Below are 26,633 nucleotides of genomic sequence, written 5' to 3'. Positions count from 1 at the left end.
GTGTCGATCAGGCCGTACTCCTTCGCCGCCACGGCCGTGAACACCCGGTCGCGGTCGGTGTCGACGCGGAGCTCCTCGAGGGTGCGACCGCTGTGCCTGGCCAGGATCGCCTCCATGTCGGACCGCACCCGCACCACCTCGTCGGCCGCGAGGATGAGGTCGGGGATCGCACCCCGCGACTGCCCGGCGGGCTGATGCAGCACGATGCGCGCGTGCGCGAGAGCGGCCCGCTCCCCCGGCGCCCCTGCCGCGACGAGCAGCGCCGCCGGACCGATGGCCTGGCCGACGCAGGTCGTGGCGATGCGGGGACGGATGTGCTGCATCGTGTCGTAGATCGCGAGCGCCGCCCCGGGATCGCCGCCCTCGCTGTTGATGTAGAACTGCACCGCGGAGTCGGGGCTGTCGGCGTCGAGGTGCAGCAGCTGTGCGATGAGCGCGTTCGCCACGCCCGCGTCGATGCCGGTGCCGAGGTAGATGACGCGTTCGGCCAGCAGGTGCGAGTACACGTCCATGACCCGCTCGCCGCGGGGGTGCTGGGCGATCACGTTGGGGATCGTGTAGCTGCTCATGCGTCCGCCCCCAGTCCCACGCGCGCGCGGCGTCGCGGCATGATGTCGGCCGTCGACTCCACGATCCGGTCGATGAAGCCGTACTCCTGCGCCTGCGTGGCGGTGTACCAGCGGTCGTGCAGGGAGTCCTCGAAGATCCGCTCCACGGGCTGACCGGTGTCGTGGGCGATGAGTCCGAGCACGGTGTCGCGCATGTGACGGAGGTCGTCCGCCTGCGCTTCGATCTCGACCGCGGATCCGCCGATGCCCGCCGAACCCTGATGCATGAGGATGCGCGCGTGCGGCAGCGCCCGACGCTTGCCCGGTGTGCCAGCCGACAGCAGGAACTGTCCGGCGCTGCACGCGAGGCCGAGCGCGAGGGTCGAGACGTCGTTGGGCACGAGCCGCATGAGGTCGCGGATCGCGAGCATCGACGGCACGGACCCGCCGGGAGAGTGGATCCACAGGGCGATGTCGGCGACGGGGTCTTCTGCCGAGAGGCTGAGCAGCTGCGTCATCAGCAGCGTGCCGTTGTCGTCGTCGAGGGCGCCGTCGAGCACGAGCACGCGCTCGTGGAAGAGCGCGCGCCGGGCTTCCTGGCTGAACTGGGGTATGGGTTTCTCGTCGCTCATGACCCCAGCCTCCGCCGCTCCGGGAGCCGGTGGGTCGGTCTCCGCCGTGGGCGGATCCGCCGTGGGCAGAGGGCGTGTGCGCTGCCCGAAAGCCGCGCGTAACACCCCCGACTCACGACGCTCCTAGCCTCGAGCACATGGCGAGACAGAAGGCACCGGAATGGCAGTGGTCGGAAGACGGGATCAACTTCCGCACCCGCAAGTGGGTGCGCCCCGAAGACCTCAACGCGAACGGCACGCTGTTCGGCGGCAGCCTGCTGAAGTGGATCGATGAAGAGGCGGCGATCTACGCGATCGTGCAGCTGGGCAACTACCGCGCCGTGACGAAGCACATCTCCGCGATCACGTTCGAAGCGTCGGCGGTGCAGGGCGACCTGATCGAGATCGGCCTGCAGGCGACGCGGTTCGGCACCACGTCGCTGACGATGCGCGCGGTCGCCCGCAACATGATCACCCGCAAGCGCATCCTCACGATCGACGAGATCGTGTTCGTGAGCCTGGACGAGGACGGGATGCCGACCCCGCACGGCTATCGCGAGATCACCTACAACCGCGATCGCATGCCCACGGAGCGCATCGCCACCGGGACGGTCCGGCTGCCGAAGCTCTGAGCGGACGCCGCCGGGGGGGAACGGCGTCCGCTCAGAAGAGAAGGGGTCAGGGGTCAGGCGACCAGGGCGAGCGCGCGGCGGTGGGTGATCCGGTGCCCCACCCAGAACCCGATCGCGATGAGCCCGGCGAGCGCGACCCCGAGGATCCACGGGAGCATCGACGGCGCGGCGCCCGCGGTGGCAGTGGCGAGCGTGCCGGAGCCGTCGGCGATGCGCCCGTTGCCGGAGGCGAGGTCGGCCGCGCCCGCTTCGAGCGTCCCGCCGCCCGCGGCCAGGTCGCCCGATCCGTCCGCGACCGCGTCGGCTCCGGCGCTCAGCTCGCCCATGCCCGTGTGGAGGGCACTCGCGCCGGACTGCAGCGTGCCGATGCCGGTGGCCAGGGTGCTGGCGCCCTCGTCGAGCCGGCCGGCGCCGTCGTCGAGTCGCACGGTGCCGGCGTGCAGCGTGGAGGCACCGGTCGAGAGCGTGCCGAGGCCCTGCGTGAGCTTCGTGGCTCCGGCGCTGAGCTGGGCGGTTCCGGCCTGGAGCGCCTGCGTGCCGGCGACGAGCGCGGGGGCACCCTCCGGGGCGACCAGGGCGACCGTTCCTGGCCAGCCGAGTCCGGGGTCGCCGTTGGCGATGGCGTTGACCCCGGCCGTCACGCGCGCGGCACCGTCGGCCGCGCCGATGAGTCCCTGCGCGAGCGAGGGTGCGGCGGCGGCCGGGGCCGCGAGGGCGTCGACGGCCTGATCGACACCGGCCGCGAGCTGCGCGAGCTGCTGCAGCTGCACGTTGGTCGGGTCGGCGGCGAGCATCCCGGCGAGGCTGTCCGCGAGCTGCTGCGACCGACCGGGGGCGGCCGTCGCGGCGTTCTGCAGCGCGGTCTTCGTGTCGGGATGGGCGAGCGTCTGCACCGAGGTCGTCACTCCGGCGCGGAGGGTGTCGCTCAGCGTGGTGGCACCCGCCAGCACGCCGGTCGTGTACTGGTGCGCGCCCGTCACGCCCGCCGACAGCCGGGTGGCGCCCGCGACGAGCTGCTGCGCGCCCGCATCGGCTGCGGCGGCACCGGCCGCGAGGTCCTGCGATCCGGCGAGCGCGGTCTGCGCGCCACCGCTCAGGCGGCTCGCACCGGCCTCGGCGTTCGCGGCGCCCGCGGCGAGGTCGCCCGCACCCGCAGCGAGGGCCGTGGCTCCCGCCGCCGCGGTGGTGGCACCATCGCTCAGCTTCTGCGAGCCGTCCTCGGCGCTCGCGGCACCCGCGGCGAGGTCCTGCGTCCCGTCGGCGAGGGTCTGCGCGCCGTCGGACAGTTCGGCGGCACCGGCCGCGAGCTGCGCCGACCCGTCTTCCGCGGCGGTGGTGCCGTCGGCGAGCTCCGCGGCACCGGCGGCGATCTTGCTCGTGGTGGCGAAGAACAGCAGGATCATGGCGGCCAGCAGCAGGCTGAGCACGATCACGGCGATGCGCATGCCGAGGCCGTGCGCGTGGGGTGTTGCACTCGTCATTGAGGACTCCCGGGTGGTGTGTGGCGTCGTTGCCACGGGCGACTGTAGGGCCCCGGTCCCTCGCCGCACCGGAATTGCCGGACGATACCAAGTCCCAGCGCACGCGGGACTCAGTTTCTTGTGGTGGATGCACAAAGCGGCGCCCGCGCCCCCATCCCGCGAACGCCGCCCCGCGCCGTCGCCGCTAGCCCGGCAGGGAGGCGCCGCGGCCGGCCACCGCGACCGTGCCGGAGCCGTCGCCCGTCGAGCGCTCGGCGAGCACCGCGAACGCGCGGTCCAGGTCGGCGATCAGGTCGTCCGCGTTCTCGAGGCCGATCGACAGCCGCAGCACGTCGGCGGCGGGTCGTGCCTCCGGGGGCACCGGACGGTGCGTGAGAGCGGCAGGGTGCTGGATCAGCGAGTCCACGCCCCCGAGCGACACGGCGTGCGTGAACAGCGAGGTCGCCGACGCCACCGCCGACGCCGCCGCGTACCCGCCCCGCATCCGCATCGCGATCATGGCGCCCGTGCCGCGCATCTGCCGGCCGAGGATCCCGCGGGGATCCCCGTCGAGCCCCGGGTAGAAGACCTCGGCGACCTCTGGTCGGTCGATCAGCCACTGCACGAGGCGGCGAGCAGTGTCCTGCTGCTGCCGCACGCGCACGGGCAGCGTCGTGAGCCCGCGGTGGAGGAGATATGCGCCGAGCGGGTGCAGCAGCCCCCCGGTCACCGCACGCACTCGGCGCAGCGCTTCTGCGGTCTCCTCGTCGCAGGCGACGACACCGGCGATGACGTCGCCGTGGCCGCCGAGGTACTTGGTGGCGCTGTGCAGCGACATCGCCGCGCCCAGGTCGATCGGGTTCTGCAGCACCGGGGTGGCGAACGTGTTGTCGACCACGACCGGGACGCCGCCGGCCTGGCGCACCACGTCGGCGATGTCGGCGATGTCGAGCGTGGGGTTGGCGGGCGTCTCGACGACCACGAGCCCGGTGTCGGGACGGATCGACGCGGCGACCTCCTCGGGGCAGCAGTACGTGGTGTCGACGCCGAGCAGCCCCGAGCCCAGCAGGTGGTCGGTGCCGCCGTACAGCGGACGGACCGCGACCACGTGGCGGGTGCCCGTCGCACCGGTGCGGGCGAGGATCACCGCGGTCATGGCGGCCATGCCCGACGCGAACGCGACCGCGGCCTCCGCGTGCTCGAGCTCGGCGAGGGCCTCCTCGAAGCGCGCGACCGTGGGGTTCCAGAGTCGGGCGTAGACCATGCTGCCGTCGGCGGGCGGACGGCCCCCGGTGGCCATGGCCTCGTACGAGTCGCCCCCGCGCTCGACATCGGGCAGCGGGTTGGTGGTGGACAGGTCGATCGGCAGCGCGTGGACGCCGAGCCCCTCCAGGTCGGAGCGGCCGCTGTGGACGGCGATCGTGTCGGGATGCAGCGGTGCGGTCATGCCTCCACGTTGCCGGAAACGTGAGAGAATCGCCGGAATTCGACAGCATCCGCGGGAACGGAGGCCTCATTCGATATTCTGTGCAACATCCGGCGGGTGGGAGGGCGGCACCTTGGCGAAAGCGCAACTCGACGAGACCGATCTGGAGCTGCTCGCGGCGCTGACCCGCGACGCGGAGATCACGAACAAGGCTCTCGCGCATCGGCTGGGGTTGGCCGAGTCCACGTGCGCGCACCGCGTGCGGGCACTGCGCGAGCGCGGCATCATCCGCGACACCCGTGTGCGGGTCGACGGCGCGGCGCTCGGATACCCGCTGCAGGCGATCATCAAGGTGCGCCTCGCCAATCACACCGGGCCGAAGGTGACGGCGCTCTTCGACGCCCTCGTCGCGGTGCCCCGCGTGCTGCAGGTGTTCCACGTCGCGGGCGTCGACGACTTCCTGGTGCACGTCGCGGTGGAGGATGCGACGGCGCTGCGCGACATCGTGCTGGAACACATCACGATCCACCCGGTCGTGCGCGGCACCGAGACCCAGCTCGTGTTCGAGCTCCGCGACGGCACCGGCCTGCTCCCCCGCTAGCTCATCCCCTTCCCGTCACCGACCGCTCTTACCCGTTCTGCCTCTCTCCGCACTTGTGTCGCAGTGAGCCGGTTGGTCGTGATGCCGACAACGATCGCTGCCCCGATCCCAACCGGGACACCGAGGGGCGACGGCAGGAACAGGGCCGCCGCGAGGAATGCCACGGGGAGCATCAGCATCCCGACGACGAACACGGCAGGGGGCGCATTGGTACTCATGCGCGGGCGTGGAGTCCTCTTCGTCGCCTCCACCATCGCCCTCCTCTGGCTCGCCTGACTGGAGCTCCCACCAGACTAGCGTCGTCAAATGAGGACACTGGTATACCTTCTCTCCGGTCGATGGGAGGACATGAGAAGCGGCGCGGGGCGTGCCGTCCGGCGGGCCGACGCGGAAAGATGGAGTGCACGCCAGCAAAGGAGCACCATGAGCCGCAGTGCCACCGCCGCCACGAACGCCGTCCGCGAGATGCGCGACTTCCTGTTCGAGCACGCCACGGACTATGCCGCCGCGCGGGCGGGATTCGCGTGGCCGCAGGTCGACGAATTCAACTTCGCCCTGGAGTGGTTCGACGTGGTGGCCGCCGAGAATCCGCAGCGCCCCGCCGTGCAGATCGTCGACGCCGACCTTCGCCTGCGGTCGTGGACGTACGGCGAGCTCTCCGCCCGCTCCGACCAGGTCGCGTCCTGGCTCGCGGGGCTCGGCATCCGCCGCGGCGACCACGTGATCGTGATGCTCAACAACACGATCGAGCTGTGGGAGGTGATGCTGGCGATCACCAAGATCGGGGCGGTGTCGATCCCGACGTCCACGCTGCTGTCGGCCACCGACCTCGCCTACCGCGTGGAGCACGGCCGCGCCAGCGCCGTCGTCACCCTCGGGACTCTCGCCGAACGGGTCGACGGTCTCGGCCCCGACATCCTCCGCATCGGCGTCGGCGAGGCCCCGCCCGCCTGGGCCCGCTACGCCGACTCCGCCGCCGCGCCCGCCGCGTTCGAGCCGGACGGCCCGACCCCCGCGTCCGACACCGCACTGCTGTACTTCACCTCGGGCACCACGAACCGGCCGAAGCTCGTGCAGCACACCCACGTCTCGTATCCGGTCGGGCACCTGTCGACCATGTGGTGGCTCGGGGTCCGCCCCGACGACGTGCACCTCAACATCTCATCGCCCGGGTGGGCGAAGCACGCGTGGTCGAGCTTCTACTCGCCGTTCCTGGCCGAGGCCACCGTGTTCGTCTACGACTACGCCCGGTTCGACGCGAACACGCTCATGCAGGTCATGGACACCCACCACGTGTCGACCTTCTGCGCCCCGCCGACCGTGTGGCGCATGCTCATCCAGGCCGACCTGGGCCGCCTGACGCACCCTCCGCGCGAGCTGGTGGGCGCCGGCGAGCCCTTGAACCCCGAGGTCATCGACCGGGTGCGGGAGGCGTGGGGCGGCACCATCCGCGACGGTTTCGGCCAGACCGAGATGACGGCGTGCATCGGCAACTCCCCCGGGCAGCCGGTGAAGATCGGCTCGATGGGCCGCCCGTTGCCGGGATACCCGGTGGTGCTGCTCGACCCCGCCACGGGCGCGGTGGTCGAGCGGGAGGGCGAAATCGCGCTCGACCTGTCGCGCGCGCCGCTCGGACTCATGGCGGGGTACTACGACGACCCGGAGAAGACGGCGGAGTCACGCGCCGGCGGCTACCACCACACGGGCGACATCGCGGTGCGCGACGACGACGGCTACCTCACCTACATCGGGCGCTCCGACGACGTGTTCAAGGCCTCGGACTACAAGATCTCGCCGTTCGAGCTCGAGTCGGTGCTCCTGGAGCACGAGCTCGTGGTCGAGGCGGCCGTGATCCCCAGCCCCGACCCGACGCGGCTCGCGGTGCCGAAGGCGTACGTGTGCCTGACCGCGGATGCGGCGGACGAGACGGCCGCGGCGCGATCCGTGTTCGCGTACGCGCACGAGCGCCTGTCGTCGCACCTGTGGGTGCGGATCATCGAGTTCGTGCCGGAGCTGCCGAAGACCATCTCGGGCAAGATCCGTCGCGTGGAGCTGCGGGCGCGCGAGGCCGAGCGCGTCGCGTCGGGCGACGACTCACGGCAGCACCGCGACCGCGACTACCGCTGAGCGCTCAGGAGACGACGGCGACGGGCGACGTGGGCGTCGACGACGTCGCCGCCTTGACGACCGCGGCGACCTTCGGCGTCCCGGTCTTCGCGGGAGCCGCGGCCACCGGAAGCGCCTCGGCCGGCGCCTCGCTGCGGCGCGTCAGCCCCGCGGCGCCCACCATGCCGCGCACGACGCCGCCGATCGTGAGCATCAGCACGAGCGCGGAGCCCGAGATGATCAGCGGCAGCCACTGGCTGCCGAAAGACGCGGTGACGCTCAGCAGCGCCCCGACGATCCAGACCCCGACGGCCCCGCCGGTGAGACCACCGGCACCCCGCGCGATCGCGATCCCGGCGACGATCGCGCAGATCACGGCGATCGCCGCGCCCACGTATCCGATCGGAATCAGGACCGCTGCCAGCTCGCTGGCCACCCTCAATGTCGTCATGTTGACCCCCCGGTCTGCGGAATTCCCGCATTCTCGACACTAGAAGTGTGTCCCCTCCGGGCCATCCGTCTCAAGTCCGATCCGCATCATCCTCCAGAGGGATATATCGGCTGGATCGGCAACGCACACGAACGCCCCGCGGCCCTGGCGAGGACCGCGGGGCGCTCCGGAGGCATGCGGTCAGCGGCGAACGGGCCAGCGCAGGCGCCGAGGGCGCACGACCCGCACCGGTTGCGTGACCACGGCGTCGACGACCATCGAGCCGTCGGTGGGCCCGACGATCGCGATCGCCGAGGTCTCGGTCGCCTCGGCCGGAGCGACCGGGAGCTTCGCGAGACCGCGGTGGGCACGGACGTACGCGGGCACCAGCAGCAGGATCGCCCCGACCCAGGCGAGCGGGTTGCTGAGCGCGACGCCGTCGAAGCCGATCATGGCCCCGAGCACCACGGCCGCCCCGACGCGCATCACCAGCTCGATCACGCCCGTCACGGTCGGCACGAGCGTGTGCCCGAGCCCCTGGAGCGCACCGCGGAGCACGAACAGCATGCCCAGTGCCCAGTAGCCGCAGCCGTTGATGATGAGCATCCGGTGCGCCATGTCGACCACGCCGTCGGAGCCCTCTCCGACGAACAGCCGCACCATGGGAGCGCCGAACGCGATGAGCAGTCCGCCGAGCACGATCGCGGCGGCCACCGCCATCCACGTCGCCTCGACCACGCCGCGGCGGATGCGGTCGGGCCGCCGTCCGCCGTGGTTCTGCGCCGCATACATCGACACGGCGAGCCCGAGCGACGAGAGCAGGGCGACCGCGAGGCTGTCCACGCGCGAGGCCGTGGTGTACGCCGCCACCGCGTCGGCGCCGAGGGTGTTCAGTGCCACCTGCACCGTGAGCGTCCCGATCGCGATGATCGACGCCTGGAAGCCCATCGGCAGGCCGAGACGCAGATGCTCCGCGATGTCGGAGCCGGTGATGCGCCAGTCGGCGCGGCGCAGGTGCAGCATCGGCAGGCGGCGCCGCACGAACTCCAGGCACAGGATCACCGACACGGCCTGCGCGACCACGGTCGCCAGGGCGGCCCCCGCGACGCCCCACTCCAGCGGCCCCACCATCAGGACGACGAGCCCCACGTTGAGCGCGCACGACACCGTGAGGAACACCAGCGGGGTCTTGGAGTCGCCGATCGCGCGGATGATCGCGGAGAGGTAGTTGAAGAACATGGTCGCGCCCGCGCCGAGGAAGCTGATCTGCGTGAACACCGTCGCCTCGGGCATGAGCTCGGACGGGGTCTGCAGCAGCGCCAGGATCGGCCCGGCGATGAGCGGCGCGACCACGGTGAGGATGACGCTGGTGATGCCGCTCAGCAGCACCCCGGTCGCGACCGAGCGGCGCACGGCGGCATCGTCTCGGGCGCCGAAGGCCTGGGCGACCGGGATCGCGAAACCGCTCGTCAGGCCCCACGCGAACCCGAGCAGCAGGAACAGGAGGCTGCCGGTCGCGCCGACCGCCGCGAGCGACTGGACGCCGAGGTGGCGCCCGACCACGATCGCGTCGGCGAACTGGTACAGCTGCTGCACGACGTTGCCGAGCAGGAGGGGGATCGAGAAGGCGAGGATGACACGCCACGGACGGCCCGTGGTGAGGGTGGTGGCCATGAAGAGCGGCTCGCAGAAGACGAAGGGCGGATCGGGGAGCGACCAGTTTATCGAATCGTTTCGGGACGAGGGAACACCGGGGGGGGCGGAATGCCGGAGCTTCTCTGCCGATTTCGGGCGAGCGCACCGCGGTGGTTACTCTGCATCAGTCGCCGGCACGCGAGTGTCGCGGCGTGTCGACGAAGACCGGAGGAGACAGCGTGACGAAGGAAGACACGGGGGCGATCAACAGCACGGGGGCCACCGCCGATGCGGGGAGCGAGCAGCACCTGCGGCGGGCACTGAGCAACCGGCACATCCAGCTGCTGGCCATCGGCGGCGCCATCGGCACCGGCCTGTTCATGGGAAGCGGCAAGACGATCTCGGTCGCCGGGCCCTCGGTGATCTTCGTCTACATGATCATCGGGTTCATGCTGTTCTTCGTCATGCGGGCGATGGGCGAGCTGCTGCTGTCGAACCTCAAGTACAAGTCGTTCAGCGACTTCGCGAGCGATCTGCTCGGGCCCTGGGCCGGGTTCTTCACCGGCTGGACCTACTGGTTCTGCTGGGTGGTCACCGGTGTCGCCGACGTGATCGCGATCGCCGGATACACGGATGCGCTCATCCCCGGTGTCCCGCTGTGGATCCCCGGCCTGCTGGTCGTGGTGATCCTGCTCGCGCTGAACCTGCCGACCGTCGCCGCGTTCGGCGAGATGGAGTTCTGGTTCGCGCTCATCAAGATCGTGGCGATCGTGGCTCTCATCGCGACGGGTCTGGTGATGGTGTTCACCGGCTTCCAGCACGACGCCGGCACCGCGAGCTTCTCGAACCTGTGGGAGCACGGCGGCATGTTCCCGCACGGCTTCATGGGCTTCGTCGCGGGCTTCCAGATCGCGGTGTTCGCGTTCGTCGGGATCGAGCTCGTGGGCACCGCCGCCGCCGAGACCAAAGACCCGAAGCGCAACCTCCCGAAGGCGATCAACGCGATCCCGATCCGCGTGCTGCTGTTCTACGTCGGCGCGCTGATCGTGCTGATGGCGGTCACCCCGTGGACCGAGTACGTGGCCGGGGAGAGCCCCTTCATCGCGATGTTCGCCCTCGCCGGCCTCGGCATCGCCGCGACCGTCGTCAACCTCGTGGTGCTCACCTCGGCCATGTCGAGCGCGAACTCGGGCATCTACTCGACCTCGCGCATGGTGTTCGGCCTCGCGCAGGACGGCGATGCGCCGCAAATGTTCGCCCGCCTGTCGAAGCGTCGCGTGCCGCAGAACGCCCTGTTCCTCTCCTGCATCCTGCTGCTGTCGGGCGTGGTGCTGCTCTACGCGGGCAAGGACATCGGCACCGCGTTCGACATGGTGACCACGGTGTCGGCGGTGTGCTTCATGTTCGTGTGGACGATCTTCCTGTGCAGCTACCTGAAGTACCGGCGCACTCGTCCGGAGAAGGCCGCGGCCTCGGCGTTCAAGATGCCCGGCGGCGTGTTCATGGTGTTCGTGGTGCTCGCCTTCTTCGTCTTCATCCTGTGGGCGCTCACCACCCAGCCCGACACGCTGACGGCCCTCCTGGTCACGCCGATCTGGTTCGCGATCCTCATCGTCGCGTGGGTGTTCGTGCGCAAGTCGCCCCATCACATCGCCCGGCACGAGGCGCACATCGCCTACCTGCGCGACGAGACCATCGACGCACACTAGACGCACGCGACTGCGCAGAATCGGCGGGCCCCCGGGAGGGGAGCCCGCCGATTCGCGTGTGACGCCGCGGTTCTGAGGAGTTGCGGCGAGGTCAGACGCTCGCGGTGGCGGACACGGGTGCTGCGACGGGTCGCGCGGCGGGCAGGCGCTTGCGCAGAGCGAGGAACAGCAGCACCATCCCGGCCGTGAGCAGCATGTGGCCCAGTCCGGCGATGCCGGCGATCATCTTGGACGACTCCAGGCCGAGCACCGTCAGGGAGCCGTGCCACAGCAGCATGGCCGAGGTGAGCACGAGTCCGGCGGTGTAGAGCCAGAAGAACCAGCCGAACAGGCGGCTCGCGGAGAGCGTGAACGCCCGCTCCAGCAGCAGCACGATCAGGTAGACCACGAAGCCCAGCACCAGCAGGTGGGTGTGCACGAGCCCGAGCTGCGTCGGGGCGCCCTCGGGGAAGTCGTTGAGCTTGGTGAACTCGCGGTAGAAGAGGCCGGAGGCGACCCCGGCGAGCATGGAGGCGAACGCGGCGTAGAAGAGTCGGCGCATGGGTGTTCCTTTCGGGTCACCCCCAGCCTCCGTCGGGCCGGGAATCCGCGGATCCATCGAACGGTGGAGATGCGGGGCTCAGATCACGCCCGTCTCGCGCGCGATCGCCACGGCCCTGGCGCGACTGTCCGCGCCGAGCTTCTCGAACACGTGCACGAGGTGGGTCTTGACCGTGGCCTCCGTCACGAACAGGGTCTTCGCGATCTCGCGGTTCGAGGCGCCCGTGGCGAGCAGCCGCAGCACGTCGAGCTCCCGGTCGGTCAGACGCACCCGGGGTGCCCGCAGCACCTGGCCGACGCGCTCGCTGAGCTCCGGCGTGAGGACGAGCCCGCCCGACGCGGCCGCACGCACCGCACGCACGATGTCGTCCGGGGCGATGTCCTTCAGCAGGTAGCCCGCGGCGCCCGCCTCGACCGCCCCGAGGATCTCGGCGTCGCGGTCGAACGTGGTCAGGATGAGCACGGCGGGGGCGGGGTCCTGCGCACGCAAAGCCGCCGTGGTCTGCACGCCGTCCATGCCCGCGCCCAGCCGCAGGTCGCACAGCACCACGTCGGGGTGCAGGTGCCGCGCGAGGGCGACCGCCTCCTCCCCCGACGCCGCCTCGCCCACGACCTCCACGTCGTCGCGGTGGTCGAACAGCGACCGCACCCCCGCGCGGACGATGGGGTGGTCGTCGACGAGCAGCACCCGCACCGCGGTCACCGCAGCGCTCCCGTCTCCCGGGGGCCCGCGGTCCGCAGCGGCACGTGCGCCGAGAGGGCCGTCCCGTCGCCCGGGGCGCTCTCCACGTCGAGGCCTCCGCCGAGCTCCCGCAGCCGCGCCCGCATCGAGCGCAACCCGTAGCCGCCGCCCGCCCCCGTCGTGCCGCGCGCATCCCACCGGGACGCGTCGAAACCCGCCCCGTCGTCGACGATGTCGAGCCGCACGGCGTCGCCCGCATCCGCCAGGGTCACCACGACGCGGGAGGCGCCGGCGTGCGTGCGGACGTTCGCGAGGGCCGACTGCGCCGTCCGCAGCAGCGCGATCTCGGCGTCGATGCCCAGCGGCGGCAGCTCGTCGTCGGCGTGCAGGGTCGTGTCGATGCCGGTCTCGTCCGACAGGCGGTCGAGCATCCGCGCGAGGGCGTCGGCGAGCGCGGTGGACTCCAGCTCCGCGGGCATCAGGTCGTTCACGATGCGCCGCGCGTCGGCCAGCCCTTCTGCTGCGAGCGCGCCGATCTGCTCGAGCGCCCTGGTGCGCTGTTCCTGGTCGTCGCCCGCGAGCGCCGCGCGCGACAGCATCCCCACCGACGACAGGCTCTGCGCGACGGTGTCGTGCAGGTCGCGCGACACCCTGGTGCGTTCGGCGCTCGCCCCCGACTCGCGCTGCATGCGGGCGAGCTCGTCCTGCACCGCGGCCATCTCCTCCTGCGTGGCCACGAGCGAGGCGATCAGCCGCCGTCGCTCCCGGCCGTCGCGCACCAGCACGAGGTAGCCCCGGGAGATGCCGAGCGCGAAGACCCCGCCCACGAGAGGACCGATCACGTTGGCGTACGTCGTCTCTCCGGTGTGCACGACCGGGGCGAGGATCACCACCGCGAGCACGAGCACGCTGAGGGGCACCGCCCACCGCAGCGGCAGGATGAACCCGGCGAGCAGCCACAGCGCGAACGCCAGCCACACGAACTCCGGCGACACGACCACGGCCCCGAGCCAGATGAGGGCGAGGCCGAGCAGCCACCAGGTGGCGAGGCGCCGGTCGGCCGTGCGCTCGCCGAGCAGCAGCCCGCCGCCGTACCACCCGAGGAACACCAGTCCGAGGGCGAGCACCCACGGCAGCGGCACGCCGTCGATCGTCGCCCTGACCACGCCGACCGCGAGCAGCACCGCGGTGATGACCGCCTGACCCACGCGGATCGAGCCCACCAGTGTCGCCCACGACCACCGACCGGTGCCGGGGCGCGGTGCGGGCTCTGGCGACGACATGCTCACATTCTTCCCCCGACGGCCCGCCCGTGCGTCCATCGTTCGACGGAGGCGGCGGACGACCTCGGTATCGTGAGGCCGTGACCGCCGCCCACCCCTACCCCGCGACGATCGCGGCCCCGGTGGAGCACGAGCTCGTGATCCGCAAGTCGCGCTTCCTCACACTGGTCGCGCCCGTGGCCTCGGTGGCCGACGCGGAGACCGTGATCGCGGCCGTGCGCAAGCGCGCGTGGGACGCGAACCACAACTGCACGGCCATGGTCACGGGACTGCGCGGCGATCAGGCCCGCTCCTCCGACGACGGCGAGCCGTCGGGCACCGCGGGAGTGCCGATGCTGGAGGTGCTGCGCCGGCGGGAACTGACCGACGTGGTCGCGGTCGTGACGCGCTACTTCGGCGGGGTGAAGCTCGGGGCGGGCGGGCTCGTGCGCGCGTACGGCTCCGCGGTGTCGGAGACCCTCGACCGCGCGGCGCTCGTGCACCGACGGGCGTTGACCCAGACCACGGTCGAGGTGCCCCACGCCGACGCCGGGCGCTACGACAACCTGCTGCGGGAGTGGGCGCTGCAGCACGGCGCGACCCTCGGCACGCCGCACTACGGAGAGGCCGCGCGCCTGGAGCTGTGGGTTCCTGCGGAGGAGCTGCCGCGACTGTCCGACGACCTCGCCGCCGCGTCGGCCGGAGCCGTGCGCCTCGAGACCGGCGTCGAGCGCGTGGTCGACGTGCCCGCCTGACCGGCACTCCCGGCGGGCGCATACGCGCGGCGGCTATCCTGGACGCCGCGGTCGCGGAAGGAGAGCGATGTTCGACAGTCCGCTCTCGGCCTCGCCGTACGAGATCCTCGAGGTCGACCCGTCCGTCGACGACGCGGAGCTGCGCCGGGCCTACCGCCTCCGCCTCCGCCAGACGCACCCCGACACGGGCGGCGACGCCGCGGTGTTCATCCAGGTGCAGCGGGCGTGGGAGCTGATCGGCACGGCGGAGGGTCGCGCGGCCTACGACCGCCGCACGGGCGTGACCGACGACGGCGCCGAGTGGAGCGGCTGGCGACCGCAGACCGCGCGCACCGACACCCGTCCGCGGGCGCGGTCGTACGGACAGCCCGGCGGCTGGCGCCGCGAGCGCTACCTCACGCTCATCCGGGAGTGGGCGGGCCACGGGGTGGAGGTGCCCGACCCGTACGCGCCGGCTCTCGTGCGGGCCGCGCCGCGGGAGCTGCGGCGCATGCTGGCCGACGCGCTCGCGGAGGAGGCGACCGCGCGCACGGTGTCCGACCTCGGGATGGGCTTCACCGTGTGGCACGACGTCGCGGCCGGGCAGACGCCCGACGACAAGCTCGACCACGTGGTGCTCAGTCCCTCGGGCCTGTACGGCATCATGTCGGAGGACTTCGGCGGGGTGGTGGGCTTCCGCCGCGGCGAGATCACCGGCCCGAGCCTGGGCACCAGGGCTCCGGTGACGGCGGCGCTCGGCCGGATGCGTCAGGTGGCGAAGGCCGCGAAGGTCAGGTTCGGCGGCGCGATCGTGGTGCTGCCGGACGACGATCTGGCGCAGGCGGTGACCCCGCTCGGCAGCAGCCGCGGGGTTCCGGTCGTGGTGGTGCGGCGCAGTGCGCTGGCGATGGTGCTGCGCCAGGGGGTGCCGGGGGCCAGGGCGATCGGCGGCAACGAGCTGTTCGACGTGCGCACGCGCCTGCAGCAGACCGTCCGGTTCGTCTGACCCTCCGCTGGTCCGCGATCCCGCTCTTGACGCTTGTCGTCAAACCGGTTTACACTCGTCAAACCGGTTCACGCACCCGAGTGAGCCCGACACCCGCGAGGAGGCGGCATGGGCCGCACCACGATCGCCGACGTCGCCCGCGAGGCCGGCGTCACCAAGGCCACCGTGTCGCACGCGCTCAGCGGCAACCGCCCCATCTCCGAGGAGACCAGGGCGAAGGTGCTCGCCGCGGCCCGCAAGCTCGACTGGGCTCCGAGCCAGAGCGCCAGAGCCCTCGCCACGCGCCGCGCCAACGCGATCGCCGTCGTCCTCGCGCGCGACCCCGAGGTCATCGCGAACGACTCGTTCTTCCCCGCGTTCATCGCCGGGGTCGAGTCGGTGCTCGCCGAGACCGAGACCGCGCTCGTGCTCCAGGTGGTGCAGGGTCGCGAGGCCGAGGAGCGCGCATACCGCACGCTCGCCCGCGGCCGGGCCGACGGCGCGCTGCTGCTCGACCTGCGCACCGACGACTGGCGCGTGCCCTTCCTCGACGAGCTCGGGCTGCCCACCGTGCTGGTCGGCGCCTACGACCAGCCCAGTCCGTTCTCGTGCGTGCGCACCGACGACGCCGCGCCGATGCGCGAGATCCTCGACCGGCTCCGCGCCGCAGGGCACACCCGCATCGCCCACGTGTCCGGCCCGCTCGATTACGTGCACTCGGCCGCCCGTGCCGCCGCCTACACCGAGGCCGCGGGCTCCGACGAGCTGCTGCGCGAGGGCGACTTCACCGCCGCGAGCGGGCGCGACGTGACCGAGGAACTGCTCGCGCTGCCCGACCGCCCCACGGCGATCCTCTACTCGAACGACACCATGGCCATCGCCGGGCTCTCCCTCGCCCGCTCGCAGGGTCTCGCCATCCCCCGCGACCTGGCCATCTCCGGCTTCGACGACGACCACCTCTCCGCCCACCTCTCCCCCGCGCTCACGAGCGTGTCGTCCGATCCGGCCGCCCGGGGCCGCGCGGCCGCCCGGCTGCTGCAGGAGAGCATCCTCGGCGCCGAACCGCGCACCGAGGTCGTGGACTGCAACGTCGTGCACTTCCGGGAGAGCACCGGCTCCTGAGCCCCCCGCACCACCCATCGCGTCAAGGAGGACACCATGAAGAAGATCCGCGCAGCAGCACTCGTGGGCGCCGTCGCGCTCGTCGTCACCGGATGCTCGTCCGGCGGCGGAGGCGGCGAAGGCTCCGCCGAGGGCACCGGCCCCATCGACATCTGGCTGTCGAACAACGAGCAGGAGGTCGCCTGGGGTCAGGCGGTCGTCGACGCTTGGAACGAGGAGCACCCCGACGAGAAGGTCACCGCGCAGGAGATCCCGGCAGGCTCGTCCTCGGAGGAGGCCATCACCGCGGCGATCACCGCCGGGACCGCCCCGTGCCTGGTCTACAACGTCGCGCCGGCGGCCGTGTCGGGCTGGGTCAAGCAGGGCGGCCTGGTCGACCTCAGCTCGATGGACGGCGGCAGCGACTACATCACCGAGCGCAGCGGCGACGTCGAGCCCTACGCCACGGACGGCAAGTACTACCAGCTGCCGTGGAAGTCGAACCCGGTCATGGTCATGTACAACAAGACCCTGTTCCAGGCCGCCGGGCTCGACCCCGAGGACCCGCAGATGAACACGTACGACGCGTTCCTGGAGGGGGCGCGCGCCATCGTCGACTCGGGCGTGCAGAGCGCCATCTGGCCCGCGCCGACGAGCGAGTTCTACCAGCCGTGGTTCGACTTCTATCCGCTGTACCTCGCCGAGACCGACGGCACCATGCTCGTGGAGGACGGCAAGGCCACGTTCGACTCGGACGACGGCAAGACCGTGGCCGACTTCTGGGCCACCGTGTACGAGGAGAAGCTCGCGCCGAACGAGGCGGCGACCGACGACGCGATGTCCGCCGGCACCACGGCCATGCAGCTCGCCGGCCCCTGGGCCATCCCGTCGTACGCCGAGACGGTCGACGTGGGCTTCATGCCCGTGCCGACCAGCGACGGCCGGGAGAACCCCACCACGTTCGCCGACTCCAAGAGCGTGTCGATGTTCACCGCCTGCGAGAACCAGGCGACCGCGTGGGAGTTCCTGAAGTTCTCCACGAGCGAGGAGGCCGACGGCCAGCTGCTCGAGGCGACCGGCCAGATGCCGATGCGCACGGACCTCACCGACACGTACGCCGACTACTTCTCCGCCAACCCGGACTATGTGGCGTTCGCGGAGCAGGCGGAGAACACGGCCGACGTGCCCAGCATCCCGAACTCGGTGGAGGCCTGGCAGGCGTTCCGCGACGAGTACTCGTCCGCGGTGATCTTCGCGAAGGAGTCGACCTCCGACTTCCTGAAGAACGCCGCCGCGAAGGTCGACGAGCTCGTCGCCGAGTGACATGACCACCGACAACCGACGGCTGCGCACCCGGTGGCTGGGTGCGCAGCCGATCGGCGGCCTCTTCGCGCTGCCGTACCTCGTGTTCGTGATCGCGATCTTCGCGTATCCGCTCGGTTTCGCGGTCTACATCGCCTTCCACGACTACTTCTTCACCGCGCCGGGCGCCGAGGTCGACCGGCCCTTCGTCGGCTTCGACAACTTCGTCACGGTGCTCACCGACCCGCGCGTGCTCGGAGCGTTCCGCAACACCCTCGTGTTCCTGGTGATCAACGTGCCGCTCACGGCGGTGCTGGCGCTCGTGCTCGCAGCCGCCCTGAACACCGGCATCCGCTGGGTGGCCGCGTACCGCGTGGCCTTCTACGTGCCGTACCTCACCGCGAGCGTCTCGCTGGTGGGCGTGTGGATGCTGCTGTTCTCGGGCAACGGGCTCGTCAACACGATCCTGGGGCCGCTCGCGCCCGACCCGTCGTGGCTCGTGAACAGCGCGCTGGCCATGCCGATGATCGCGCTCTACGTCACCTGGAAGCAGCTCGGCTTCTACATCCTGCTGTACCTGGCGGCGCTGCAGAACGTGCCGAAGGAGCTGTACGAGTCGGCGGAGACCGACGGCGCCGGCGCCCTCGCGCGGTTCTGGAACGTGACCGTCCCCGGCGTGCGCAGTGCGACCACGCTCGTGCTGATCCTCTCGATCATCACCGGGGCGAACCTCTTCACCGAGCCGTACCTGCTCACCAACGGCGGCGGGCCGGACGGCGCGTCCACCACGCCGGTGCTGCTCATCTACCAGCTGGGCATCCAGCAGCAGAACCCCGACACCGCGGCCGCGATCGGCATGATCCTGGTGGTGCTCGTGGGGATGCTGTCGCTGGCCGCCAACCGCGCGACGAGGGAGCGATGATGCGCCGGAAGAACACCCTGCCCCGCGTGCTGAGCGTGATCGCGCTCACGATCGCGGCGATCGGCTTCGCCTTCCCGTTCTACTTCATGCTGGTCGGCGCGTTCCAGGAGAACCCGACGAACTCGCCCAGCCAGCTCATCCCCACGGGCGGGTGGACGGTCGACAACTTCGTCGCGATCGACTCGCGCATCGACCTGGTCGGCTCGCTCGTCAACTCGATGATCTTCACGCTCGGCGTGCTGCTGGGCACGGTCGTGTTCGGGCTGCTCGCCGGCTATGCGATCGCCCGGCTCGACTTCCGCGGCCGCGGCGTGATCTGGGTGCTGATGCTGCTCGTGCAGATGGTGCCGTTCCAGCTGCTGATGATCCCGCTGTACGTGCAGATCACGCGCAACTACGGTCTGGGCGACTCGTACCTGGGCATGATCCTGCCGTTCCTCATCAACACGACCGCGGTGTTCATCTTCGTGCAGTTCTTCCGGGCGCTGCCCACGGAGATCTTCGAGGCCGCGCGCATCGACGGCGCGGGCGAGATCCGCCTGCTCACCTCGGTCGCGATCCCGCTGATCCGCCCCGTGCTGGTGACCGTGGTGCTGGTCACCTTCATCGGCCCGTGGAACGAGTTCCTGTGGCCGTTCCTCATCACGAAGGACGCGTCGCTGCAGCCGCTCGCCGTGTCGCTCGCGAACTACATCTCCAACGTCGCGCAGTCCACCGCCAACCCGAACGGGGCGATCCTCGCGGGCGCCACGGCACTCGCATTCCCCGTCGTCATCCTGTTCATCGTCTTCCAGCGCTTCTTCAAGGCCACCGACCTCGGCGCGGCCGTCAAGGGCTAGCCAGAAAGGGCATCCATGTTCACCGGAGCATCCTTCCCCCTCGGTCCGTTCGCCCCCTACGAGGGGAACCCGATCCTGCGTCCGCGCGGCGACAGCTGGGAGTCGGCGAACCTCTACAACCCGGCGGCCCTGGTCGACGGCGACGAGGTGCTGCTGCTGTACCGCGCGCACGCCGACGACATCGTGTCGCACATCGGGCTCGCCCGCTCCCGCGACGGGGTCACGTTCACGCGCGAGGACGCGCCGATCCTCTCCCCCGTCGAGGACTACGAGCGCTACGGCTGCGAGGATCCGCGCATCGCACTGATCGACGGCACCTACTACCTCACCTACACCGGCTGGGACCGTCACAGCGCGCAGCTGTGCCTGGCGACCTCGACCGATCTGCGCACCTGGACCAGGCACGGCCCGCTGTTCGACGACTTCGACACCTTCAAGACCATGGACCCGCGCGGGTTCAACTGGTCGAAGGCCGGGGTGATCGTCCCGCAGAAGATGCACGGCAAGTGGTGGATGTACTTCGGCGAGGGCGGCATCTACTGGGCGACCAGCGACGACCTCATCCACTGGACACCCGGCACCCCCGACACCGAGCCGATGTACACGCCCACGCCCGGCACCTGGGACGAGGCGCTGGTGGAGATCGGCACCTCGCCCGTGGTCACCGACAACGGGCTGCTGGTGATGCTCACCAACGGCGCCACACGCACGGTGCACGACGACGGCACGGTCGACGTCGACTACCGCTGCGGGCAGATCGCCATCGACCCGGACGAGCCGACGAAGGTCATCGCCCGGATGCAGGAGCCGTGGCTGCGCCCGCAGAGCTTCGAGGATCTGCACGGCCTGGTGTCGAACGTGACCTTCGTGGAGGGACTGGTGAAGTTCCACGGGAAGTGGTTCGCGTACTACGGCCAGTCCGACACGACCCTGGCCGTCGCGATCCACGACCCCGCGGAGCCGTGGGGCCGCGCGCTGCGCGAGGCCGAGGGCGAGGAGTGAGGCCATGGAGACCACGCGCCGCACCTTCCTGACGCTCGCCGCGACCACGTCCGCCCTGGCGCTGCTGCCCGTCGACGCCGCGGTGGCCCAGGGCACCGCGGCCGGATCGGCCCTCCGCCCGGCCAGCGCCCGCGGTCGCCGCCTCACGAACCTCGCGCACCTGCGGTTCCTGCTGGCCGACGTGCCGGTGGTCGCGAGCGACACGCACACCACCGAGGGCATCGCGGAGCGCCCCGTCGTGCGGGCGCCGTGGACCTACGCCGACACCGACGGCGCGGGCGGCTACCGTCCCGTCGGCGGCGGCACGCGCGACGCCGCCACCGGCTACTGGTCGCAGGGCGCGTACAACGCCGACGACATCGCCCGCGCCGCGGTGGTGTTCCTGCGGGACTGGCGCGCCACGGGCGACCCGCAGAGCCGCGACGACGCCCGCGACGTGCTCCGCTCCCTCGCGTTCCTCCAGACCGTGTCGGGGCCGAACGCCGGACGCGTGGTGCTGTGGCAGCAGGAGGACGGCACACTCACGCCGAGCGCGATCCCGGTGGAGCTGCCCGACCCCTCGGACTCGGCGGAGTCGTACTGGCTGGCCCGCACCGTGTGGGCCTTCGGAGAGGGATACGCCGCGTACCGCACGGAGGATCCCGCCTTCGCGGAGTTCCTGCGAGCGCGGCTGCACCTGTGCCTGGACGCGCTGGCGCGCGAGTCGCTCGGCCGTGCAGGGCAGTGGGTCCGCAGCGACGGACGCGACCTGCCGGCGTGGCTCATCGCGGGCGGCGCCGACGCCACCGCGGAGGCGATGCTCGGGCTCGCCGCCGCCGCGGAGGCCGGAGACGACCGCAGTCGCACGGCCCTGCAGACGTACGCCGAGGGCGTGGCGGCCATGGCGACCGACCCCGATCAGGGCTGGCCGTTCGGGGCCGTGCTGCCGTGGACGGGCTCGCTGGGGTTCTGGCACGCGTGGGGCGCGGCGGCTCCCGAGGCGCTGGCCAGGGCGGGCGGCGTGCTGCGACGCCCCGACCTCTCCGCCGCCGCCGTGGCAGACGCGGCCCGCTTCACGCCGCAGGTGCTGACCTCGGGCGGACCGCACAACGCGTGGGCGCCGCTGCCCGCCGAGGCGCAGATCGCCTACGGCGCACACGGCCGCGTGGCCGGGGCGCTGCAGGCGGCGAGCGCGGGCGGCGAGGGACTGCGGGTGATCGCGGGGCTCGCGGCGGGATGGTTCTTCGGCGCCAACACCGCGGGCGTGCCGGTGTACGACCCCGCGACCGGCGTGACCTTCGACGGCGTCGAGACCGACGGCCGCGTGAACCGCAACTCGGGCGCGGAGTCGACGATCCACGGCCTGCTCACGATGCAGCTGCTCGACGCGAACCCCGACGTGGCGCGGCTGGCGACCTCGATCACGGGGCTGTCGTCGTTCGCGGGACTGCGGGCGCTCGACGCCGAGGCCGCACGGCTCTCGCCCGGGTGCACGGTCGAGCGTCCCGCGGACGGCGCGTGGACCGGTGAGGGCAACCTGGCGGGCGGCGCGTTCGTGCGGGTGCCCGAGGGCGAGTGGGTCGAGTTCGACCTCACCGAGCCCGGCGGGGTGCTGCACGGGCTCGTGTGGCGGCAGGCCGCGGACGCCGGGACCGCGGTGTGGGAGGCGCGGCGCGGCGGACGGCGGCTGTGGAGCACCGAGACAGAGGCCGGAGGCACGGGCGACCGCGGACTCACGGAGGCGGACGGCATGCTCGTGCCGCAGCTTCTCGGCGGCGGACTCCCGGACGGCCCCGTGACCGTGCGCTGCACCAGCCGCGGCGACCTGCGCCTGGACGCGCTGGTGGTGCAACCCCGCGTGACCACGGCGGTGTACGCGACCACGGGCGGCGCGGCGGTGCTGTACGCCAACGCGACCGCGGAGCAGCAGCGCGTGGCACCCCTGGCACCCGGAGCGGGCACGGCCTACGACGAGAGCGGAGCACCGCGCGGGAACGGCACCCCGGGCGGCCGCGTGCGCGTCCGGGGGCGGGGCTTCACGGTGACGCGGCGCTGAGGCCCGCGGCCGCCGGGGCGACTCGCCATGCCGGCATGCTCTTTTTGAGTCACTCAAAAGAACGTGTAGAGTCGAGGACATGGAGACAGACCTCGACTCGGCGCTGCGAGGCGCCGGGCTGCGTGCGACCGCGGGCCGCGTCGCCGTTCTCGAGGCTCTCGGCTCCATGGCCCACACGGATGCGGAGCGCGTCTACCGCGCGGTCTCCGAGTCGCTGCCGACCACGTCGATCCAGTCGGTGCACAACATCCTCGCGGACCTGACGACGGCGGGGCTCATCCGCCGGATCGAACCGGCAGGATCCGCGGCGCTCTACGAACGGCGCATCGGCGACAACCACCACCACGTCGTGTGCACCTCCTGCGGTGCGATCGGCGATGTGGACTGCGTCGTCGGCGAGGCGCCGTGCCTCACCCCCTCCTCCACGGGGGGATTCACCGTCCAGACAGCCGAAGTCACCTTCTGGGGCCTGTGCCCCAGCTGCCAGAACGCCGCGTAGGCCCGCCTCCGACCGCCCGTCCCCCGACGGCGCTGTTCGGCGTGCCCGCGCGCAGAAGGAGAACACCATGTCGAACCCCACCGGGTCGAACCGTCCGGCCACCACGACGCAGACGGGTACGCCCATCGCGAGCGACACCCACTCCCTCACGGTCGGTGCCGACGGCCCCACCGTGCTGCACGACCAGCACCTGGTCGAGAAGATCGCCTCGTTCAACCGCGAGCGGGTGCCGGAGCGCAACCCGCACGCCAAGGGCGGTGGCGCGTTCGGCGAGTTCGTCGTCACGGAGGACGTGTCGCAGTACACCAGGGCCGCGGTGTTCCAGCCCGGTGCCACGTCCGAGACGCTGATCCGCTTCTCCTCCGTCGCGGGCGAGCAGGGCTCCCCCGACACCTGGCGCGACGTGCGCGGCTTCTCGCTGCGGTTCTACACGACCGAGGGCAACCTCGACATCGTGGGCAACAACACCCCCACGTTCTTCCTGCGCGACGCCATCAAGTTCCCCGACTTCATCCACTCGCAGAAGCGCCTGGGCGACTCCGGGCTGCGCGACGCCGACATGCAGTGGGACTTCTGGACGCTCTCGCCCGAGTCCGCCCACCAGGTCACGTACCTCATGGGCGACCGCGGCCTCCCCCGCAGCTGGCGCCACATGAACGGCTACGGCTCGCACACCTACTCGTGGGTGAACGCCGCGGGCGAGCTGTTCTGGGTGAAGTACCACTTCCTGGCGCACCAGGGTGTCGAGGCGATGAGCCCGGAGGAGGCCGAGAAGCTCGCCGGCACCGACGCCGACCACTACCGCCGCGACCTGTTCCAGTCGATCGCCCAGGGCGACTTCCCGAAGTGGGACCTGTACGTGCAGATCATGCCGTACGACGAGGCGAAGGACTACCGCTTCAACCCGTTCGACCTGACCAAGACGATCTCGAAGAAGGACTACCCGCGCATCAAGGTCGGCACGCTGACCCTGAATCGCAACCCGGAGAACTTCTTCGCGCAGATCGAGCAGGCGGGCTTCGCGCCCGGCAACCAGGTGCCCGGCACGGGCATCTCCCCCGACAAGATGCTGATGGGCCGCATCTTCGCGTACCCCGACGCGCAGCGTCACCGCATCGGCGCGAACTACAACCAGCTGCCGGTCAACCAGCCGCACGCGGCCGAGGTGCGCAACTACCAGCACGAGGGCTCGATGCGGTACCAGTACAACGACGCCGCGCACCGCACCTACCAGCCGAACTCGTTTGGCCCCGCCGGCGGCCCCGAGGCCGACCCGGCGAAGGGTGTCGAGGCGAACTGGGCGGCCGACGGCGAGCTGACGCGCTCCGCCGCGACCCTGCACGCCGAGGACGACGACTTCGGCCAGGCCGGCACGCTCTACCGCGAGGTGTTCGACGGGGAGCAGCGCGCCCGCTTCCTGGAGACGCTGACCGGCCAGGGCCGCTCGATCACGATCGACGCGATCCGCGAGCGCTTCTTCCAGTACTGGACGAACGTGGACGCCGAGCTCGGCGCCGCGCTCCGCGACCGGGTCTGACCCGGGTCGGCGCCCCTCCCTCCGTCATCCGGGGAGGGGCGCCGCCGGCGGGGACCCCGACGAACGCCCCCTTCTGCACCGTGCCCGCAGGAGGGGGTTCGTCGTCGGTGCGGCCGTTGCCGCGCGAGAGGGAGCAGGATGGAGGGGTGGCCGTTCCCCTCTCCGACCTGACCGCGATGCCCGCTCCCCAGCACGTGTACGCCCCCGACGGCACCCGGCTGGCGACCTACACGTGGGGTGAGCTCGATGCCCCGGTCGTGGTGGCGGTGCACGGCTTCGCGTCGAGCGCGCGCGACAACTGGGTGCTCACGGGCTGGGTGCGCGAGCTCACCGCGGCCGGCTACCGCGTGCTGGCTCTGGACCAGCGGGGGCACGGCCAGAGCGACAAGCCGCACGAGGCCGACGCCTACGCGATCCGCGCCCTGGCGACCGACGTGGAGACGGTGATGGACACCTACCTCGTCGACGACGCCTTCTACCTGGGCTACTCGCTGGGTGCGCGCGTCGGCTGGGAGGTCGTGCGGGAGCTCCCGCACCGGATCGGCCGGGCGGTGCTCGGAGGGGTTCCCGACGGCATCCCCCTGGCCCGGCTCGACCTGGACGAGGTGCGGGCGTATCTCGCCGACGGCACGCCGGTGACCGACCGCACCACCCAGAACTACATCGCCCTGACCGAGCGCGTGCCCGGCAACGACCTGCGGGCCCTGGTCGCGCTGGCGAAGGGGCTGCGCGGCTCCGGCACGATCGACCCCGACCCGGCCGACGCCCCGACCCGGCCGATCCTGTTCGCGACCGGGTCGAAAGACGCGATCATCGAGGGCTCGCGGGCACTGGCGGCCGCGGCCCCCGACGGCCGGTTCGTGGAGATCCCGAACCGGCATCACTTCAACGCGCCGGGCTCGCGCGACTTCAAGGAAGCCGCGCTCGCCTTCTTCGCCGAAGGCTGACCGCGGTCAGCTCGCGGTGGCGTCCTCACGCTTCGGCAGCACCCAGCCCGCGCGCGGGAAGTGGCACGTGTAGCCGTTCGGGTACTTGATCAGGTAGTCCTGGTGCTCCTCCTCGGCCTGCCAGAACGGCCCGGCGGGCTCGATGGTGGTGACGGCCTTCGCCGGCCACAGCCCGGAGGCGTCGACGTCGGCGATCGTGTCGCGCGCGACCTGCTCCTGCTCGGGGGTGAGCGGGAAGATCGCGGAGCGGTAGCTCGACCCGATGTCGTTGCCCTGACGGTTCAGCGTCGACGGGTCGTGGATCTGGAAGAAGAACGCGAGGATGTCGCGGTAGGTCGTCTGGGTCGGGTCGAACACGATCTCGACCGCCTCCGCGTGACCGGGGTGGTTGCGGTAGGTGGCGTGGTCGTTCTCGCCACCGGTGTAGCCCACGCGGGTGTCGAGCACCCCGGGCTGGCGGCGGATCAGGTCTTCCATGCCCCAGAAGCAGCCGCCCGCCAGCACGGCGGTCTCGGTCCCGGGGGTGCGGGTGATGGTTCCGGTGTCGGTCATGACTGCTCCTCAGCGGTGTCGGGGGTGTCGGGTGTCGTGGTGGGGTCCGCGGCGAAGAGGCGGCTGTAGCGACCGTACCCCTCCTCCTCCAGCCTGTCAGCCGGGATGAAGCGCAGGGCCGCGGAGTTCATGCAGTAGCGCAGGCCGCCCTCGGCCGCCGGTCCGTCGTCGAACACGTGACCCAGGTGGCTGTCGGCTCCGGTCGAGCGGGCCTCGGTGCGGGTCATCCACAGCGTGCGGTCGGTCTTGGTGGTCACGGCCTCGGCGTCGATCGGGCGCGTGAAGCTCGGCCAGCCGGTGCCGCTGTCGTACTTGTCGCGGGACGAGAACAGCGGCTGTCCGGAGACCACGTCGACGTAGATGCCGTCGTCGTGGGTGTTCCAGTAGGCGTTGCGGAAGGGCGGCTCGGTGGCGTCCTGCTGCGTCACCTCGTACTGCAGGTTCGTCAGGGCGCTGACCGCCTCGGGGGTCTTGCCGTAGTCGTTCGACATGAGTGGCTCCTTGTCCGGCGCCGCTGGCTGCGGCGTCATAGAGGA

At 71.5% G+C, this 26,633-nt stretch carries 26 protein-coding genes; 15 read left to right on the top strand and 11 right to left on the bottom strand.

Annotation, left to right across the window (positions count from 1 at the left end):
- The coding region (locus tag ACWGQ1_RS17370) for an ATP-dependent Clp protease proteolytic subunit (protein WP_452313435.1) at positions 1-569 on the bottom strand (569 nt) is incomplete at its 3' end.
- Entirely contained in the window at positions 566-1,180 is a 615-nt protein-coding gene (locus ACWGQ1_RS17365; RefSeq protein WP_136029000.1) for a ClpP family protease, read from the bottom strand. The genes ACWGQ1_RS17370 and ACWGQ1_RS17365, both read right to left, overlap by 4 nt.
- A gap of 137 nt (positions 1,181-1,317) precedes the next feature.
- On the opposite strand from ACWGQ1_RS17365, the gene ACWGQ1_RS17360 reads away from it, so the two are divergent.
- Positions 1,318-1,791, top strand: coding sequence for an acyl-CoA thioesterase (locus ACWGQ1_RS17360; RefSeq protein ID WP_136029001.1), 474 nt, complete (start codon positions 1,318-1,320; stop codon positions 1,789-1,791).
- A 53-nt stretch (positions 1,792-1,844) separates the two neighbouring features.
- Here ACWGQ1_RS17360 and ACWGQ1_RS17355 read toward each other — a convergent pair whose 3' ends face one another.
- Positions 1,845-3,272, bottom strand: coding sequence for a hypothetical protein (locus tag ACWGQ1_RS17355; protein WP_452313434.1), 1,428 nt, complete (start codon positions 3,270-3,272; stop codon positions 1,845-1,847).
- Between the two features lie 184 nt (positions 3,273-3,456).
- Positions 3,457-4,698: an aminotransferase class I/II-fold pyridoxal phosphate-dependent enzyme gene (locus tag ACWGQ1_RS17350; RefSeq protein ID WP_452313433.1), complete on the bottom strand. Its 1,242-nt coding sequence runs from the start codon at positions 4,696-4,698 to the stop codon at positions 3,457-3,459.
- A gap of 112 nt (positions 4,699-4,810) precedes the next feature.
- Between ACWGQ1_RS17350 and ACWGQ1_RS17345 the strand changes: the two genes are divergently transcribed.
- Entirely contained in the window at positions 4,811-5,278 is a 468-nt protein-coding gene (locus tag ACWGQ1_RS17345) for an Lrp/AsnC family transcriptional regulator (protein WP_136029008.1), read from the top strand.
- A 423-nt stretch (positions 5,279-5,701) separates the two neighbouring features.
- Positions 5,702-7,405, top strand: a complete 1,704-nt coding sequence (locus ACWGQ1_RS17340; RefSeq protein ID WP_247982410.1) for an AMP-binding protein — start codon at positions 5,702-5,704, stop codon at positions 7,403-7,405.
- A 4-nt stretch (positions 7,406-7,409) separates the two neighbouring features.
- On the opposite strand, the gene ACWGQ1_RS17335 is transcribed toward ACWGQ1_RS17340, so the two are convergent.
- Together ACWGQ1_RS17335 and ACWGQ1_RS17330 are read right to left on the bottom strand one after the other, a co-directional pair.
- Positions 7,410-7,835, bottom strand: a complete 426-nt coding sequence (locus tag ACWGQ1_RS17335; RefSeq protein ID WP_136029013.1) for a hypothetical protein — start codon at positions 7,833-7,835, stop codon at positions 7,410-7,412.
- Positions 7,836-8,015: 180 nt separating this feature from the next.
- Positions 8,016-9,488, bottom strand: a complete 1,473-nt coding sequence (locus ACWGQ1_RS17330) for an MATE family efflux transporter (protein WP_136028574.1) — start codon at positions 9,486-9,488, stop codon at positions 8,016-8,018.
- 224 nt (positions 9,489-9,712) lie between these two features.
- Between ACWGQ1_RS17330 and cycA the strand changes: the two genes are divergently transcribed.
- Positions 9,713-11,158, top strand: coding sequence for a D-serine/D-alanine/glycine transporter (gene cycA, locus ACWGQ1_RS17325; protein ID WP_378803841.1), 1,446 nt, complete (start codon positions 9,713-9,715; stop codon positions 11,156-11,158).
- A gap of 91 nt (positions 11,159-11,249) precedes the next feature.
- Here the strand turns inward: cycA and ACWGQ1_RS17320 are convergent, their stop codons facing one another.
- The 3 genes from ACWGQ1_RS17320 to ACWGQ1_RS17310 form a co-directional block, all read right to left on the bottom strand.
- Positions 11,250-11,699: a DUF2871 domain-containing protein gene (locus ACWGQ1_RS17320; RefSeq protein WP_136028573.1), complete on the bottom strand. Its 450-nt coding sequence runs from the start codon at positions 11,697-11,699 to the stop codon at positions 11,250-11,252.
- Positions 11,700-11,777: 78 nt separating this feature from the next.
- Positions 11,778-12,401, bottom strand: a complete 624-nt coding sequence (locus ACWGQ1_RS17315) for a response regulator (protein ID WP_136028572.1) — start codon at positions 12,399-12,401, stop codon at positions 11,778-11,780.
- A complete protein-coding gene (locus tag ACWGQ1_RS17310) occupies positions 12,398-13,663 on the bottom strand; it encodes a sensor histidine kinase (RefSeq protein WP_447653373.1) in 1,266 nt (421 codons plus the stop codon). Before ACWGQ1_RS17310 ends, ACWGQ1_RS17315 begins: the two co-directional genes overlap by 4 nt.
- Positions 13,664-13,743: 80 nt before the next feature.
- Here ACWGQ1_RS17310 and ACWGQ1_RS17305 point away from each other — a divergent pair, with 80 nt between their 5' ends.
- The 11 genes from ACWGQ1_RS17305 (at position 13,744) to ACWGQ1_RS17255 (ending at position 25,545) form a co-directional block, all read left to right on the top strand.
- Entirely contained in the window at positions 13,744-14,397 is a 654-nt protein-coding gene (locus ACWGQ1_RS17305; RefSeq protein WP_447653374.1) for an IMPACT family protein, read from the top strand.
- Positions 14,398-14,464: 67 nt separating this feature from the next.
- The gene (locus tag ACWGQ1_RS17300; protein WP_136028569.1) at positions 14,465-15,382 is read left to right on the top strand and encodes a J domain-containing protein; all 918 of its coding nucleotides are present in this window, start codon (positions 14,465-14,467) and stop codon (positions 15,380-15,382) included.
- Between the two features lie 108 nt (positions 15,383-15,490).
- Positions 15,491-16,483, top strand: coding sequence for a LacI family DNA-binding transcriptional regulator (locus ACWGQ1_RS17295; RefSeq protein WP_247637968.1), 993 nt, complete (start codon positions 15,491-15,493; stop codon positions 16,481-16,483).
- A 36-nt stretch (positions 16,484-16,519) separates the two neighbouring features.
- Positions 16,520-17,785 carry an ABC transporter substrate-binding protein gene (locus ACWGQ1_RS17290; protein ID WP_136035998.1) on the top strand — a complete coding sequence of 422 codons (1,266 nt, stop codon included), beginning with the start codon at positions 16,520-16,522 and terminating at the stop codon, positions 17,783-17,785.
- A 1-nt stretch (position 17,786) separates the two neighbouring features.
- Positions 17,787-18,686, top strand: coding sequence for a carbohydrate ABC transporter permease (locus ACWGQ1_RS17285; protein WP_136028566.1), 900 nt, complete (start codon positions 17,787-17,789; stop codon positions 18,684-18,686).
- A complete protein-coding gene (locus tag ACWGQ1_RS17280; protein WP_136028565.1) occupies positions 18,683-19,525 on the top strand; it encodes a carbohydrate ABC transporter permease in 843 nt (280 codons plus the stop codon). The genes ACWGQ1_RS17285 and ACWGQ1_RS17280 overlap by 4 nt, the downstream gene beginning before the upstream one ends.
- 15 nt (positions 19,526-19,540) lie before the next feature.
- Positions 19,541-20,527 (top strand): glycoside hydrolase family 130 protein, encoded by a 987-nt coding sequence (locus ACWGQ1_RS17275; protein WP_452313432.1) that lies wholly within the window; start codon positions 19,541-19,543, stop codon positions 20,525-20,527.
- Between the two features lie 4 nt (positions 20,528-20,531).
- Positions 20,532-22,562, top strand: coding sequence for a hypothetical protein (locus ACWGQ1_RS17270; RefSeq protein ID WP_452313431.1), 2,031 nt, complete (start codon positions 20,532-20,534; stop codon positions 22,560-22,562).
- 79 nt (positions 22,563-22,641) lie between these two features.
- On the top strand, positions 22,642-23,061 hold the full coding sequence (locus ACWGQ1_RS17265; RefSeq protein WP_136028563.1) for a Fur family transcriptional regulator: 420 nt from the start codon (positions 22,642-22,644) through the stop codon (positions 23,059-23,061).
- A 67-nt stretch (positions 23,062-23,128) separates the two neighbouring features.
- Positions 23,129-24,598, top strand: a complete 1,470-nt coding sequence (locus ACWGQ1_RS17260; RefSeq protein WP_136028562.1) for a catalase — start codon at positions 23,129-23,131, stop codon at positions 24,596-24,598.
- Positions 24,599-24,744: 146 nt separating this feature from the next.
- Entirely contained in the window at positions 24,745-25,545 is an 801-nt protein-coding gene (locus ACWGQ1_RS17255; RefSeq protein WP_452313430.1) for an alpha/beta fold hydrolase, read from the top strand.
- Between the two features lie 6 nt (positions 25,546-25,551).
- Here ACWGQ1_RS17255 and msrA read toward each other — a convergent pair whose 3' ends face one another.
- Entirely contained in the window at positions 25,552-26,097 is a 546-nt protein-coding gene (gene msrA / locus ACWGQ1_RS17250; protein WP_136028560.1) for a peptide-methionine (S)-S-oxide reductase MsrA, read from the bottom strand.
- Positions 26,094-26,588 carry a peptide-methionine (R)-S-oxide reductase MsrB gene (msrB, locus tag ACWGQ1_RS17245; protein ID WP_136028559.1) on the bottom strand — a complete coding sequence of 165 codons (495 nt, stop codon included), beginning with the start codon at positions 26,586-26,588 and terminating at the stop codon, positions 26,094-26,096. The genes msrA and msrB overlap by 4 nt, the downstream gene beginning before the upstream one ends.
- Between the last annotated feature and the right edge of the window lie 45 nt (positions 26,589-26,633).

It is taken from the genome of Microbacterium sp. NPDC055599 (assembly GCF_053618975.1).
This window is presented reverse-complemented; position numbering and strand designations above follow the sequence as displayed.

Excerpts from the sequence above, each read along its gene's own strand:
- ACWGQ1_RS17365 (WP_136029000.1), bottom strand. The coding sequence starts at position 1,180 with ATGAGCGACGAGAAACCCATACCCCAGTTCAGCCAGGAAGCCCGGCGC.
- ACWGQ1_RS17360 (WP_136029001.1), top strand. The coding sequence starts at position 1,318 with ATGGCGAGACAGAAGGCACCGGAATGGCAGTGGTCGGAAGACGGGATC.
- ACWGQ1_RS17355 (WP_452313434.1), bottom strand. The coding sequence starts at position 3,272 with ATGACGAGTGCAACACCCCACGCGCACGGCCTCGGCATGCGCATCGCC.
- ACWGQ1_RS17350 (WP_452313433.1), bottom strand. The coding sequence starts at position 4,698 with ATGACCGCACCGCTGCATCCCGACACGATCGCCGTCCACAGCGGCCGC.
- ACWGQ1_RS17340 (WP_247982410.1), top strand. The coding sequence starts at position 5,702 with ATGAGCCGCAGTGCCACCGCCGCCACGAACGCCGTCCGCGAGATGCGC.
- ACWGQ1_RS17335 (WP_136029013.1), bottom strand. The coding sequence starts at position 7,835 with ATGACGACATTGAGGGTGGCCAGCGAGCTGGCAGCGGTCCTGATTCCG.
- ACWGQ1_RS17330 (WP_136028574.1), bottom strand. The coding sequence starts at position 9,488 with ATGGCCACCACCCTCACCACGGGCCGTCCGTGGCGTGTCATCCTCGCC.
- ACWGQ1_RS17320 (WP_136028573.1), bottom strand. The coding sequence starts at position 11,699 with ATGCGCCGACTCTTCTACGCCGCGTTCGCCTCCATGCTCGCCGGGGTC.
- ACWGQ1_RS17310 (WP_447653373.1), bottom strand. The coding sequence starts at position 13,663 with ATGTCGTCGCCAGAGCCCGCACCGCGCCCCGGCACCGGTCGGTGGTCG.
- ACWGQ1_RS17300 (WP_136028569.1), top strand. The coding sequence starts at position 14,465 with ATGTTCGACAGTCCGCTCTCGGCCTCGCCGTACGAGATCCTCGAGGTC.
- ACWGQ1_RS17295 (WP_247637968.1), top strand. The coding sequence starts at position 15,491 with ATGGGCCGCACCACGATCGCCGACGTCGCCCGCGAGGCCGGCGTCACC.
- ACWGQ1_RS17290 (WP_136035998.1), top strand. The coding sequence starts at position 16,520 with ATGAAGAAGATCCGCGCAGCAGCACTCGTGGGCGCCGTCGCGCTCGTC.
- ACWGQ1_RS17285 (WP_136028566.1), top strand. The coding sequence starts at position 17,787 with ATGACCACCGACAACCGACGGCTGCGCACCCGGTGGCTGGGTGCGCAG.
- ACWGQ1_RS17280 (WP_136028565.1), top strand. The coding sequence starts at position 18,683 with ATGATGCGCCGGAAGAACACCCTGCCCCGCGTGCTGAGCGTGATCGCG.
- ACWGQ1_RS17275 (WP_452313432.1), top strand. The coding sequence starts at position 19,541 with ATGTTCACCGGAGCATCCTTCCCCCTCGGTCCGTTCGCCCCCTACGAG.
- ACWGQ1_RS17270 (WP_452313431.1), top strand. The coding sequence starts at position 20,532 with ATGGAGACCACGCGCCGCACCTTCCTGACGCTCGCCGCGACCACGTCC.
- ACWGQ1_RS17265 (WP_136028563.1), top strand. The coding sequence starts at position 22,642 with ATGGAGACAGACCTCGACTCGGCGCTGCGAGGCGCCGGGCTGCGTGCG.
- ACWGQ1_RS17260 (WP_136028562.1), top strand. The coding sequence starts at position 23,129 with ATGTCGAACCCCACCGGGTCGAACCGTCCGGCCACCACGACGCAGACG.
- msrA (WP_136028560.1), bottom strand. The coding sequence starts at position 26,097 with ATGACCGACACCGGAACCATCACCCGCACCCCCGGGACCGAGACCGCC.
- msrB (WP_136028559.1), bottom strand. The coding sequence starts at position 26,588 with ATGTCGAACGACTACGGCAAGACCCCCGAGGCGGTCAGCGCCCTGACG.